Below are 13,120 nucleotides of genomic sequence, written 5' to 3' on the forward strand. Positions count from 1 at the left end.
GGCCGCCACCCGGCGGTGCGGGTCGGGATCGCGGTGCCGCCTCGCGGTTCGGCCCGCCTGGTCGCGGGGGAGGGGACCGCTCGCTAGGCTGCGGGGCGGAGAGGGGACAGGGCGATGGATCTTTCGTTGGGCCTGAGCGTGTTCGCGGTCGGTGCCGCTTCTCTGGCGGTCGTCACCCTGGCGGCCGGGGTGAAGATCGTGCCCCAGGGCTACGTCTACACGGTGGAGCGATTCGGCCGCTACGCCCGGAGTCTCGGCGCCGGCCTCGCGCTGATCGTCCCGTTCATCGAGCGCGTCGGGCGGCGGGTCAACGTGATGGAGCAGGTGATCGACGTGCCGAGCCAGCAGGCCTTCACCCGCGACAATGCCGGCGTGACCATCGACGCGGTTGTGTTCTACCAAGTGCTCGATGCGGCCCGCGCTTCTTACGAGGTCTCGAACCTCGCCCTCGGCGCCACGACCCTGACCATGACCAACATCCGCACGGTGGTCGGCGCGATGGATCTCGACCAGCTCCTCGCGCACCGCGACGAGATCAACGAGCGCCTGCTCCGGGTGATGGATGCGGCCGCCGCGCCCTGGGGCGTGAAGATCAACCGGATCGAGATCAAGGACATCCTGCTGCCCCCCGACCTCGCCGGCGCCATGGCCCGCCAGATGAAGGCCGAGCGCGAGAAGCGTGCCTCGATCCTGGAGGCGGAGGGCCAGCGCGCCGCCGACATCCTGCGGGCGGAGGGGCGCAAGCAATCGGCGATCCTGGAGGCGGAAGGCCGCCGCGAGGCCGCCTTTCGCGACGCGGAGGCCCGCGAGCGCTCCGCCGAGGCCGAGGCGGCGGCGACCGGGATGGTCAGCCGGGCGATCGCCGAGGGCGACATCGCGGCGGCGAATTTTCTGGTGGCGGAGAAGTATGTCGACGCGGTGCGGGCGCTGGCGACCGCGCCGAACCAGCGGGTCGTGGTGGTGCCGATCGAGGCCGCGGCGCTGGCGGGCACGCTCGGCGGCATCGGCGAACTCACCCGGGCGGTCTTCGGGGAGGCGTCCCAGGCCCGCCGTGCGGGCGCGCCGCCCGACGTCGGCGCGCCGCGGCGCTGACAGTCATGACCGATACCCTCGGGATCCTCGCGGCCCTCGGCCCAGCCTGGAGCTGGGTGATCGCCGGCCTCGTCCTGTCGGGGGCCGAGATCGCGGTGCCGGGCGTGTTCTTGATCTGGTTCGGCCTGGCGGCCTTGGCGACCGGGCTCGCCGCGGCGCTGATCCCGATGCCCTGGCAGGGCCAGACCCTGCTGTTCGCAGGCCTCGCCGTCGTCCTGGTCGGGATCGCCACCCGCCTGTCCAGCCGGGCCAGCCCTCGCGACGCCATCCTCAACCGTGCCGACCGCGGCCTGATCGGTCGCGCGGGCGTGCTCGCCGAGCCGATCGTGCAGGGCACCGGCCGCCTCCGCTTCGACGACACGCTCTGGCGCGTCGAGGGACCGGATCTGCCGGCCGGAGCGCGGGTGCGGGTGGTCGGGCTGTCCGGGACAGTGCTGCGGGTGGAGGGATTTTGAGGGGCGGGGCGTCGGGCGTGGCGCGACGGGTTCGTCGGAGACTGCTCCCGACCCATCCTTGCCTCGCTGAGGCGAGTCCCAGCTTCCCAAAAGCAGATGCCGGTTCGAGGAGCGCTCACTCAAACGACATTTGGACTTGTTCGCACTTAAGTGCATCCTGTCCAGGCACCGGGCCGGCCCCCCAGGAACAATAAGGGGAGACGCTCGGCCGTGGAGGGCACATGAACGAGATCGTCAAGCCGGACTCCCTGATCGTCGCCGAGGCCGAGAGCCTGACCGAGACCTTCTTCGGCGGCTGCCCCCATGATTGCCCGGACACGTGCTCGATGCTGTTCGAGGTCAAGGACGGGGAACTGCTCGGTGTGCGCGGCAACCCGGACCACCCGATGACCCGGGGCGGCCTCTGCGTGAAGCTGAAGGACTACGAGAAGCGCCACTACCATCCCGATCGGCTACTCTACCCGATGAAGCGCGTCGGGCCGAAGGGGTCGAAGCAGTTCGAGCGCATCACCTGGGACGAGGCGCTCGACACCATCGTCACGCGCTGGAAGGCGATCATCGACCAGTACGGGCCCGAAGCCATCGCGCCCTACAGCTACCTCGGCAACCAGGGCCTCGTGCACGGGCTGAACGGCGGCGACGCCTTCTTCAACCGCATGGGCGCGACCGTCACCGAGCGGACCTTCTGCGGCGAGGGCTCGTGCACCGCATGGCTGCTGACAGTCGGCCCGACGGCCGGCCTCGACCCGGACAGCTACATCCATTCCAAATACATCGTGATCTGGGCCTGCAACTCGGTCAGCACGAACCTGCACCATTGGGCCATCGTCAAGGACGCCCAGAAGAAGGGTGCCAAGGTCGTGGTGATCGACACCTATGCCTCGCGCACCGCTAAGGCGGCTGACTGGCACATCGCGCCGAAGCCCGGCACGGACGGGGCGCTGGCCATGGCGCTGATCAACTCCATCATCGCCCAGGGCCTCGTCGATCAGGACTACGTCGACAACCACACGGTCGGCTTCGAGGAGCTGAAGGAGCGGTCCGGCCCCCGCACGCCGGACTGGGCGGCCGAGATCACCGGCGTCCCGGCCGAGGACATCCGCAAGCTCGCCTACGAGATGGCCACCGCGCAGCCGGTGGGTATTCGCATGGGCGTGGCGCTGGAGCGGCACTACGGCGGCGGCCAGACCATCCGGGCGGTGACCTGCATCCCGGCCCTGACCGGCGCGTGGCGCCATGTCGGCGGCGGCGTCACGCAGTTCGGTGTCTGGGAACACCCCTACAAGTTCGACGTGATGTGCCGACCCGATCTGATCCCGGAGGGGACCCGCGTCGTCTCGAACCTGCAGATCGGCCGCGCGCTCACGGGCGAGATGCAGCTCGACCCGCCAATCATGTCGATGATGTGCTGGAACTCGAACCCGGTCACGCAGGCGCCCGAGACCGACAAGATCGTCGAGGGGCTGATGCGGGAGGACCTGTTCATGGTCTCGGCCGAGCACTTCATCTCGGACACGGCCTCCTACGCCGACATCCTGCTGCCGGCGACGATGGGGGCGGAGATGGAGGACATGATCCTGTCGTGGGGCCACCTCTATCTCACCTACAACACCAAGTGCGCGGACGCGCCCGGCGAGGCGATCCCGAACAACGAGATCTTCCGCCGGCTCGCGGCCCGGCTCGGCTTCGAGGAGGAGAACTTCAAGTGGAGTGATAGCGAGTGCCTGGAGCACTACGTCGACTGGTCCGCCCCGGCCTGCGAGGGCATCGACCTCGCCTACATGCGCGAGCACGGTTTCGCCCGGCTGAAGGTCGGCACGCCCGACGACCGGGCGCCGCACAGGGACGGCAACTTCCCGACGCCGACCGGCAAGTGCATGCTCAAGGTCGAGGGCGCCACCAACTTCGTAGCGCCGCCGTTCCGGCAGATGTACGAGGGCTTCCAGCCGGGCGAGGCGCTCGACCCGCTGCCCGACTACCTCGGTCCGCGGGAATCCCACACGAACGACCCCGAGTTGGCTAGGCGCTTCCCGCTCAACATCGTCTCGCCCAAGAGCCACTACTTCCTGAACTCCTGTTACGCCAACATGGAGGACAAGCAGAAGGGCCAGGGCGAGCAGTTCGTGTTGATCAGCCAGCACGATGCCGACGCGCGCGGCATCCGGGACGGCGACCGGGTGCAGGTCGCCAACGACCGCGGCGCCTTCAAGGGCGTGGCCCGCATCACCGACGATGTGAAGGCTGGCATCGTGGTGGCGACGCTTGGCTACTGGCGTCAGCTCAACGAGGGCACGGTCAACAGCATCTCGTCGGGCGCCTTCACCGACATGGGCCACGCGCCGTCCTTCTCGGACAACCTCGTCGAGGTCGCCCGGGCGAACTGAGGGCGCCACCGATCGGCCGAGCGACAGACAGGCGCCCTACGGGGCGTTTGTTTGTTGGAAAGCAGCCCTCTGGTCAGCCTGTGCTGAGACCGAAGTGGGCGAGCCCCGGGTGTCCGCTTCGCCTACCATCACGCTCGAACGCGGACCGACCGAAAACCACACAAAGCAGCCGCCTAGACGGGACTCATGGCGAGAGGTCTCAACCAGGGCTACGACCGCCCGCGCTGCAGTGATGAGCCACCTGCGGTCCCACAGGCTTCGATCGGACCCGGGTGCTAGCCTCTGGCCCGAACGAACTTTCTACCCGAACGCCCCCACCTCGTGCTGGATCATCCCCGAGATCTCGCGCACCTGATCGAACATCCGGCGGATCGGCTGGAACAGGTTGGCGTGCTCGGCCTCGTAGGTGCCGACATCCCGCGGGCCGGCCGCCTCGCCGAAGTTCAGGCCCAGGGTCGGATCCGGGGTGACCGGGAAGATCGCGTCGAGCAGCGTCAGGCAGCCGTCGATGTCGAGGCGCAGGAAGCGCTCCAGGAGCTGCTCCCGGGAGACCCCCGCCTGCGGGCGGAAGCCCGGGATGTGCACCGCCAGGAACCAGATCCGGTGGATCAGGGCCAGCCGCAGGGCGTGCAGCAGCGTCAGCCGGGCCGACATGGTCGGCAGGTCGGGGGCCGCCGCGGTGAGGGCGAGCCAGTCGCAGGTCAGGCGACCGAACAGGCTGCGCAGCGCCGGGGCGAGGTCGAGGCGCTCCAGGGCACCGGCGATCACCACCAGTTCCTCCCGGCGGAAGTCCTTCTGGGTGCGTCGCGCCCGTTCCAGCCACACGGCGGGGTCGAGGGTGTCGATATAGGCGCGCAGCACATCGAGATCGCCCGCGGCGGCCGCGTGCTGCACCAGGCGGAAGGCCCGGGAGAAGCGCACCGAGTCGCGGCGCATGTCGCGGAACAGGTCGGGACCGCGCTGGGCGGCCCGTCCGATCCCGTAGAGGGAGTTCGCCAGGAAACCGAGCTGGTGCAGGATCGCGTTGTTGGGGATCGCCCGCATCTGCGTCGGATGGGTGATGCGGGCCGGGCCGCCATTGTCGGACTGGCGCGCCACCGGGCGCGAGCCGGTGCGGTCGATCAGGCTGGGGCCGAAGGTGCCGAGCAACGCGGCATAGCCGGCATCGTCGACCAGGGCCTCCATGTCCTGGCGGGCCGCGGTGAAGAATTCGAGGGCGAAGTCCGGCTCCGAGTAGATCGGGTCGTCCGCCGCGTCGGCACCGTCCGCGGGGTCGTTGAGGGCATAGTCGGGGAAGCTGTCCTCCTCCGCCACGTCGAGGGCGTAGACGTGCTCGGCGATCCGGGCGATGCTCGCCTCGGCCAGGGCCTCGGTGCCGTAGAGCAGGTAGCCGTCGGTGCCCTGGAAGCTCGATTCGAGCCGGACCTTGATGCCGGCCTTGCGGTTGCGATTTCGCGCATCCTCGGGGGCCAGATAGGCGAGGCGGTCGCGCAGCGAGGTCGGGTGGGCGCCGCGGCCGATCGATTCGCCATGCGTGTCGAAGATCGCGAGCTCGATATCGGCCAGGCCGTTCTGGACCAGCATCTCGGTGATGCGCAAACGCAGCCGCTCGATCCAGAAGGTCGCCGCGAGCTGGCCGACGTAGCGGCCCGAATCCGAATAGCCGAACTGCACGGTCAGACGGCCGATGCGCTTGAGGTACTGGCGCCAATGCGGGTTGCGCAGGGCATCGTCCAGCACCCGGATGCCCTGCTCCAGGGCGCTCGCCGTCTCGAAGAGCGGGGTGATCTCCAGCTTGTCACTGATCCCGTAATGGCGCGCCAGCCAGAGGGCGGCGAGCAGGGTGTAGCCGGTCTCGGTCTCGGCGATCAGGAAGCGCACCGGGTGGGTGCCATCCACGTGCTTGAGGATCTGGGCGATCGTCATCATCAGCCGGGCGGCCGAGGCCCGCTCGGCGGCGAGCGCGCCGAAATCCACCGCCACCGGGCGGACGTCGTTCAGGAGGGCGTGGATCGTCGCCAGATGCGAGCGGCGCCGGGCCGCGTCGGTGGGCTCGCCCTCCAGGTCGATCACCCGGCGCACGGCGTTGTGGATCTGGCTGGCGTTCAGCCGGAAATGCGGCAGGGCGTTCGACAGCCCGTGCGTGGCGACGCCCGCGCGCAGGACGGCGATGCGCCGCTTGTCGGCGGCGTCCTCGACCCCCTCCAGGGCGGCGGTGAGGCCGGCCACCAGGGGACCCGCATCGGTCTGGGCGCGCTCGCGCTCGATGATGAGCGCCAGGGCGAAGCGATGCACCGCTTCGAGGGACGGCTTGTCGCCCAGCCGCGGCGCCACGGCGAGCTGGCGGTTCACCGCCGCCAGCGCCCCCTCGGCCAGGGCCCGGACCTCGCGGCAGGCGCCGGCCTCGGGTAACTCGCGCATCACCCGGTCGAACTGCATGCGCTTCGAGATGAGGCGGTAGCGCAGGGTGTCCCACCAGCCGATATCGGTGCGTCCGTCCGTGTCGCAGCCGACCCAGCTGGCGATGGCGAAGGGGCGGGGCGTCAGCTCGGTCCAGCGCTCGGGCCAGCGGGCGCGGGCGGCGTCGAGCACGGCGCCGTTGAAGGCGTCCAGCGCCAGCCGGCCGTTATTGGCCGCCGCGCAGGCCTGTTCGAACTCCACGTCCAGGGTGATCGGCGCGTCCGGCCGGGTGGAGAGCGCGGCGGCGCGCGCGATCAGCCCGGCGCGGCCGGCCGCGTCCGGCAGGCTCGCGGCCTCGGCGAGCAGGGTCGCTACGGCCCGCGGCATCCCGAAGGTCGGGTGGGCCGTGAACACCACCGCGAAGGCGATGCGATGGATGAAGGCCGAAAAGGCGTCGAAGCTGTCGGCTCCGTCGGGCGCCGCCGCCACGAGACGGGCGGGGATCGCCGCCTGGGCGTCGCCGGCGGCATCGCCGAGACCGACATAGGCGCGCAGCCGCGTCGCCCGCGCCGCGAGGGATTCCATGCGCAGCCGCGCGAACAGGCGGTCGAGATCGTCCGCGGAGATCTCGTCCCGGTCGAATCGGCGGGTGATCGCCAGGGTCACGGCCAGGACCGGGTTGCGGAACGGATCCTCCCGCGCCTGGTCGCGGGCGGCCTCGATCAGGCCGAGGAGGTGGTCCTCCAATTCCTCGGGCTCGCGGCTCGGCTCGTGCTGCATGGTCGGTCCCGGCTCCGGTCTGCCCGCATCTACCCGGCCCGCCGCTCGACGCAAGGAGCGTTCCGCGCGGGATGGGCTGGCGGCGGCCCGGTGGCCGGGCTAGAGCTTCGGGCCTCATGGAGCGCCTGTTCATCATCCTGGCGATACTGATCTTCGTCGTCGCCATCGTCGCGGTCGCCGCGATGGCGGCCCGGGGCCGGCGCGAACCCCTGCGCATGGGCTCCGAGCTGGATGCGGAGGACGAAGACCTGTTCATCGGCGCGGTCGGCCCGCGCCGGAGCCCGATCGACCGGACCGCGCAGATCCTCGATCAACAGGTCCTCGATCAAAGGACGCGCGATCCGCACGTGCTCGATCTGGAAGCGACCGAATTGGAACCGATCAGGGCTCTGCACCGGACGGACCGGGGCGAGGCGCGGCGCGACGCACCGGAGGCCGGACGATGAGGTCGCGGGCCCGCGGGGCCGCCGCCCTGCTCCTCGCCATAACGCTGCACGCGGCGGCGGGCCAGGCCGCGCCCGGGCCGGCGCCGGCCGCCGCAGCCGACCCGGCGCCGGCCTCGAACCCCGACGCGACCCCGGCGGTCGCCCCCGATCAGCCCTGCGGGGCCCGTGCGGCGCGTTTCGAGAACGGCAAGGGCTTCAGCATGGTGATCACCCGGGCCGGCCAGGTCCAGACGACCAACCCGCTTAGGCCCTTGACGACAGAGGTGAACGAGGTGCTGCAGGTGGTGATCGCCGGCAAGGTCGCCACCGCCTACGGCCCGGATTTCTCCACGCTGCGGCGCGGGAGCGTTCCGTCGGCCATCGAGGCGATGCTGGGCGGCCCGATTAAGTGGCAGCCGTCCCTGCCGACGCTGCCCGAATCGATCGCCATCGTCAGCGAGGAGGGGACGCCCCTGGCGCAGCTCGCCTTCCGCACCTGCGAGGCGCCCCCGGCCGTGAAGGCACCGCCGAAGGTGCAGGCTCGGAAGAAGGCCCCGGCGCGGCCGGCGGCACCGAAGGCCGCGGCCGAGAAGACCCCGCCGGGCTTCTCCATGCCCCAGGGGGCGATCGCCGAATAGGGCACCGTCCCGAAGGCCCGGTGACGGCGCCCGTTATGGAGCGGATCAGGGGGGAGTGTCGCGCCGGATGTCGGATCCGATGCGCGGCGCCCGGCTCACTTCTGCTTGGCGATGACCCTGTCCTTGATGCCGTCGTAGACGGACTTCGGGATGATCTTCTTGGAGACGAGATCGTCCTTGCCGCGATAGGGGCGGCCCTTGACGATTGCGGCCGCGCGGGCCGCCCCGATGCCGGGCAGGGCGTCGAGTTCCTGGGTGCTGGCGGTGTTGAGGTCGATGAGCGCCGTCTTGGCGGCGTTCGGCGGCCCGGCGACCGGGGCGCTCGGGGCCGTGGGCTTTGCCGGGGCCGTCGGCGCCGTGGTGGCCGGGGTCTGGGGGGCGGGCGCCTGCGCCAGCACGGGGCCTGCCACGAGACTGGAGAGCAGCGCGAGCAGGGCGAGGGTCTTGGTGGAGGAGGCCATGGCGTTCTCCCGAAAGGCGCGGTCCGCTGCGCGGCACCGGCCTCGCAGGTCTGGGCCGTTCCGCTTGAACCCACGCTTAACGGTTGTGTCTGGTTCCCCCAGGCAGCGTCGCAGTTCCGAATTCCGGAGCGATGCCCTAGCCATGGGCGAAGGCGGGCGTTATAAGCGCGCCCTCATCCGTATCCCGCGGTGCGCGTGGCGATCCTCGATCGGGGAGCCGCCCGGGCGCCGCTTTGTCCGCGGCGTCACGAAGGATCCTGCCATGGCCGTTCCGAAGCGAAAGACCTCCCCCTCCCGCCGCGGCATGCGCCGCTCGGCCGACGCCCTCAAGGCGCCGACCTATGTGGAGGACAAGGATTCGGGCGAGCTGCGCCGTCCGCACCACATCGATCTGAAGACCGGCATGTATCGCGGCCGTCAGGTGCTCAAGGTGAAGTCCGCCGAGGCGTAAGGCCCCGTGGCGGCGCCTCAGGCGAGGCGCCGCGCCGCCTCCGCGTAGCGCGCGGCGGCCATCTGTGTCCGTTCCTGACGCGACGGCAGCAACGTCGGGTCATCGGCGGTCAGCAACTGGGCGACGAAGCCGGCGCGGGCCCGACCCACGGCCGTGCTCAGCGCCCGCGCGGGCTGTCCGCGTTCCCCGGGACGCCCCCCTTCGATCACCACCAGCGCACGGCCGGAAGGCCCCGCGGATTCCGCAGGGGCCTGCGCCGTCGCGCCGGGTGTGGCCCGAACGGGACCGGCCTGTGCCGGGCCGGGACGACCGCCTGTTCCGACTCGCACCATCGCAACATACTCCGCACGTTTCCGTGCCGTTGTCGCAAGGGTGATACCAGTATTAAGGAAGCGTCAACCTTCTATTCGGTCGCAGGGAGCGCGTGACTACTTCTTCGCCAGCGCTTCCAGGCGCTGCTGCATCTCCAGCATCTGACGCTTCAGGTCGTCGAGTTCACCGCCGGCATAAGCGGCCGGCGCGGCTGCCGGGGTCGGCTGCGTCCCTGCGGGCGGCGCGAAGCCGGTGAACATCTTCATGGCATCGCCGAAGAAGTTCATGTTTGTGCGCACCGATTGCTCGATCGCATTCTGGAACGCGGCCGGACCGAAGCTGTGGGCGAATTTCTCGCGCAGCCCATCCTGGTCCTTGGCGAAATTGGCCATGGAGAATTCCAGGAAGCTCGGCACCATCGTGCGCATACTGTCGCCGTAGAAGCGGATTAGCTGGCGCAGGAACGCCACCGGCAGCAGGTTTTCCGCGCCGGCTTTGTTCTCCTGCTCGAAGATGATCTGCGTGAGCACGGAACGGGTGATGTCGTCCCCCGTGCGGGCGTCGTAGACGATGAAATCCTCGCCGTTCTGGACCATCGTGGCGAGGTCCTCCAGCGTCACGTAGGTCGAGGTGCCGGTGTGGTAGAGGCGCCGGTTGGCGTACTTCTTGATGACGGTTTGCGTGGCCTTGACGGTATCCGCCATCGGGAACGGCCTTTCTGGACTCGGGACCTAGGGACGTGCGGGCGTGCGTGATGCGGCTCTGCGGGGATCGTCTTCGCGCCCGCAACACGATCCTTAAAGCCTTCCCCGGGCGCAGAAAACAGCAAACTGCATCTCTTCAACGCAGAATAATGCAGGCGTCCGGGTGAGCAGACGGCATTTCAGTCACGTCGGCGCGTCATCGGCATCTTTTGAAGGCTCGTTGTGCATCCTTGACTTCGCCGAGGCCACGCCCTTCATCCCAGGACCGGCACAGAGCGCGCCCGGAACGTGGAAGGCGCGCCGGTCGTGAGAGGAGAACGTTCACATGGCAGCCAACGAAGAGATCGTCATCGTCGGGGCCGCGCGCACGCCGGTCGGCTCGTTCGGGGGCGCCTTCGGCGCTGTGTCGGCCCACGACCTCGGCGCGACCGCGATCAAGGCGGCCCTCGAGCGCGCCAAGGTCTCGCCCGACGACGTCGACGAGGTGATCTTCGGCCAGGTGCTCACCGCCGGTGCCGGTCAGAACCCGGCCCGGCAAGCCGCCATGAAGGCCGGCATCCCCGAGAAGGCCACCGCCTGGGGCCTCAACCAGGTCTGCGGCTCCGGCCTGCGCACGGTCGCGATCGGCATGCAGCAGATCGCCAACGGCGACGCCACGATCATCGTGGCCGGCGGCCAGGAATCGATGTCGCTCTCGCCCCACGCCCAGTACCTGCGCGCCGGCCAGAAGATGGGCGACGTCAAGCTCGTCGACACCATGATCAAGGATGGGCTCTGGGACGCCTTCAACGGCTACCACATGGGCCAGACCGCCGAGAACGTCGCCCAGGCCTTCCAGCTCACCCGCGAGCAGCAGGACCAGTTCGCCACCCGCTCGCAGAACAAGGCCGAGGCCGCCCGCAAGGAAGGCCGGTTCAAGGACGAGATCGTGCCCGTCACGATCCCGGGCAAGAAGGGCGACACCGTCGTCGACACCGACGAGTACATCCGCGATGGCGCCACAGTGGAGGCGATGGCCAAGCTGAAGCCGGCCTTCTCCAAGGAGGGCACGGTCACGGCCGCCAACGCGTCGGGTCTCAACGACGGCGCCGCTGCCCTGGTGCTGATGTCGGCCTCCGAGGCCGAGCGCCGCGGCCTGACCCCGCTCGCCAGGATCAAGTCCTGGGCGACCGCCGGCGTCGACCCGAAGGTGATGGGCACCGGCCCGATCCCGGCCTCCCGCAAGGCCCTGGAGAAGGCCGGCTGGACGCCCTCCGACCTCGACCTGATCGAAGCCAACGAGGCCTTCGCGGCCCAGGCGCTGGCGGTGAACAAGGACATGGGCTGGGACGACGCGAAGGTGAACGTCAATGGCGGCGCCATCGCCATCGGCCACCCGATCGGCGCCTCCGGGGCCCGCGTCCTCGTCACCCTGCTGCACGAGATGAAGCGGCGCGACGCCAAGAAGGGCCTCGCCACGCTGTGCATCGGCGGCGGCATGGGCGTCGCGATGTGCATTGAGCGGACGTGATCGTTCAGTCACGTCAGGTGTACGCGACAACTTAGACTCAAGGCCGAGATCATAAAAATTCGCGTGCGGACGCCATCCGCACGCGGCATCACGAGATGCAAACAGGAGGAAACAATGGCTCAAGGACGCGTCGCCCTCGTCACGGGCGGCACTCGCGGCATCGGCGCGGCGATCTCGAAGCGGCTCAAGGACAAGGGCTACCGGGTCGCCGCCAATTACGGCGGCAACGACGAGGCGGCCAGCGCCTTCAAGGCCGAGACCGGCATCCCGGTCTTCAAGTTCGACGTGGGTGACCTCGCGAGCTGCGAGGCCGGCATCAAGGCGATCGAGGCCGAACTCGGACCGGTCGAGGTGCTGGTCAACAATGCCGGAATCACCCGGGACGGTGCCTTCCACAAGATGACCTTCGAGAAGTGGCAGGCGGTCATCAAGACCAACCTCGACTCGATGTTCACCTGCACCCGGCCGCTGATCGAGGGCATGCGCAGCCGCAACTTCGGCCGGATCATCATCATCTCGTCGATCAACGGTCAGAAGGGCCAGGCCGGCCAGACGAACTACTCGGCCGCCAAGGCCGGTGTGGTCGGCTTCGCCAAGGCGCTGGCCCAGGAGAGCGCGTCCAAGGGCATCACGGTCAACGTGATCGCCCCGGGCTACATCGCCACCGAGATGGTGATGGCGGTGCCGGAGGACATCCGGAACAAGATCATCTCGACCATCCCCACGGGCCGCCTCGGCGAGGCCGACGAGATCGCCCACGCGGTCGAATATCTGGCGAGCGAAGAGGCCGGGTTCGTGAACGGCTCGACGCTGACGATCAACGGTGGCCAGCACTTCGTGTGACCGCCGGCGGGTGCGCCGGTTCGGGCCGGCGCACCCGATCGAAAGGAGGCCGATTGCCGACGCCGATCCGCGCCTGTCAGGACCGGCGGCATCAGGATCGACCGCAAATCCCAGTTCAAGCTTGGGGTAGGCGACTCGTCGCATACGCTCTCACCAACTGCACCCGCGGGTGCAGCAGGCCTGATCAGATTTGCGTTGGCGGGCCACACGGTACACCACAGTCGTCCGCGGACCGGGTTGGCAGTCGCGACCTGCCCCCTCTCCCGCACGGGCGAGGGCTGGGGTGAGGGTCGAGATCGCTCAGGATCGAGCGCACCGTGAAGCGCCGACAGGGCGTGCCCCTTCCGGAGAGTTCTCATCCCTCAACCCTGTCCCTCTCCCGCACGGGAGAGGGGACCCGTGCCGCGTTCGGCGACGATGGCGTCACTGTCGTGTACCGTGGGCTGGCCAACGCTTGATCCGCTTAGGTCCTTGGCTGATCGCAGGTTTTCATCGCAAAACCGGCGGCCACTTTTGCGAAACCTGCTGAGCGTGCGTGGCAGCGGTGCTAGCGGGCTGCTTCACCGCAACCCATCTCTGCGAGAGAAACGCTCCAGCGGGTCGCGAACGCCACGCCGGTCGCCCAAGCTGATTGATCTTGATCCGCGTGCTAGGACGCCTGATGC

The 13,120-nt window shown here is 69.3% G+C and carries 12 protein-coding genes; 8 read left to right on the forward strand and 4 right to left on the reverse strand.

Annotated elements, in window-relative coordinates:
* Nucleotides 1-114 precede the first annotated feature (114 nt).
* The 3 genes from AC3IF3_RS16235 to AC3IF3_RS16245 all read left to right on the forward strand — a co-directional run bounded on the left by AC3IF3_RS16235 (nucleotide 115) and on the right by AC3IF3_RS16245 (nucleotide 3,931).
* On the forward strand, nucleotides 115-1,092 hold the full coding sequence (locus AC3IF3_RS16235; RefSeq protein WP_489229526.1) for an SPFH domain-containing protein: 978 nt from the start codon (nucleotides 115-117) through the stop codon (nucleotides 1,090-1,092).
* Nucleotides 1,093-1,097: 5 nt separating this feature from the next.
* Nucleotides 1,098-1,547 (forward strand): NfeD family protein, encoded by a 450-nt coding sequence (locus tag AC3IF3_RS16240; protein WP_489229527.1) that lies wholly within the window; start codon nucleotides 1,098-1,100, stop codon nucleotides 1,545-1,547.
* A 221-nt stretch (nucleotides 1,548-1,768) separates the two neighbouring features.
* The gene (locus tag AC3IF3_RS16245; RefSeq protein WP_489229528.1) at nucleotides 1,769-3,931 is read left to right on the forward strand and encodes a molybdopterin-containing oxidoreductase family protein; all 2,163 of its coding nucleotides are present in this window, start codon (nucleotides 1,769-1,771) and stop codon (nucleotides 3,929-3,931) included.
* A 300-nt stretch (nucleotides 3,932-4,231) separates the two neighbouring features.
* Here AC3IF3_RS16245 and AC3IF3_RS16250 read toward each other — a convergent pair whose 3' ends face one another.
* On the reverse strand, nucleotides 4,232-7,111 hold the full coding sequence (locus AC3IF3_RS16250; RefSeq protein WP_489229529.1) for a phosphoenolpyruvate carboxylase: 2,880 nt from the start codon (nucleotides 7,109-7,111) through the stop codon (nucleotides 4,232-4,234).
* A 116-nt stretch (nucleotides 7,112-7,227) separates the two neighbouring features.
* Here AC3IF3_RS16250 and AC3IF3_RS16255 point away from each other — a divergent pair, with 116 nt between their 5' ends.
* Together AC3IF3_RS16255 and AC3IF3_RS16260 are read left to right on the forward strand one after the other, a co-directional pair.
* Complete coding sequence (locus tag AC3IF3_RS16255) at nucleotides 7,228-7,557, forward strand: hypothetical protein (protein WP_489229530.1); 330 nt, start codon at nucleotides 7,228-7,230, stop codon at nucleotides 7,555-7,557.
* Nucleotides 7,554-8,174, forward strand: coding sequence for a hypothetical protein (locus AC3IF3_RS16260; RefSeq protein ID WP_489229531.1), 621 nt, complete (start codon nucleotides 7,554-7,556; stop codon nucleotides 8,172-8,174). The genes AC3IF3_RS16255 and AC3IF3_RS16260 overlap by 4 nt, the downstream gene beginning before the upstream one ends.
* Nucleotides 8,175-8,269: 95 nt before the next feature.
* Here AC3IF3_RS16260 and AC3IF3_RS16265 read toward each other — a convergent pair whose 3' ends face one another.
* A complete protein-coding gene (locus tag AC3IF3_RS16265; RefSeq protein WP_243966942.1) occupies nucleotides 8,270-8,635 on the reverse strand; it encodes a ComEA family DNA-binding protein in 366 nt (121 codons plus the stop codon).
* Between the two features lie 262 nt (nucleotides 8,636-8,897).
* Between AC3IF3_RS16265 and rpmF the strand changes: the two genes are divergently transcribed.
* On the forward strand, nucleotides 8,898-9,086 hold the full coding sequence (gene rpmF / locus AC3IF3_RS16270) for a 50S ribosomal protein L32 (protein WP_003601373.1): 189 nt from the start codon (nucleotides 8,898-8,900) through the stop codon (nucleotides 9,084-9,086).
* 17 nt (nucleotides 9,087-9,103) lie between these two features.
* On the opposite strand, the gene AC3IF3_RS16275 is transcribed toward rpmF, so the two are convergent.
* Nucleotides 9,104-9,235: a hypothetical protein gene (locus AC3IF3_RS16275; protein ID WP_279598221.1), complete on the reverse strand. Its 132-nt coding sequence runs from the start codon at nucleotides 9,233-9,235 to the stop codon at nucleotides 9,104-9,106.
* A gap of 279 nt (nucleotides 9,236-9,514) precedes the next feature.
* Nucleotides 9,515-10,102 carry a polyhydroxyalkanoate synthesis repressor PhaR gene (gene phaR / locus AC3IF3_RS16280; RefSeq protein WP_489217243.1) on the reverse strand — a complete coding sequence of 196 codons (588 nt, stop codon included), beginning with the start codon at nucleotides 10,100-10,102 and terminating at the stop codon, nucleotides 9,515-9,517.
* Between the two features lie 325 nt (nucleotides 10,103-10,427).
* On the opposite strand from phaR, the gene AC3IF3_RS16285 reads away from it, so the two are divergent.
* Together AC3IF3_RS16285 and phbB are read left to right on the forward strand one after the other, a co-directional pair.
* The gene (locus AC3IF3_RS16285) at nucleotides 10,428-11,612 is read left to right on the forward strand and encodes an acetyl-CoA C-acetyltransferase (protein WP_489229532.1); all 1,185 of its coding nucleotides are present in this window, start codon (nucleotides 10,428-10,430) and stop codon (nucleotides 11,610-11,612) included.
* Between the two features lie 114 nt (nucleotides 11,613-11,726).
* Nucleotides 11,727-12,455: an acetoacetyl-CoA reductase gene (gene phbB, locus AC3IF3_RS16290; protein WP_243966947.1), complete on the forward strand. Its 729-nt coding sequence runs from the start codon at nucleotides 11,727-11,729 to the stop codon at nucleotides 12,453-12,455.
* Nucleotides 12,456-13,120: the final 665 nt, after the last annotated feature.

This window comes from Methylobacterium sp. J-118 (genome assembly GCF_057836565.1).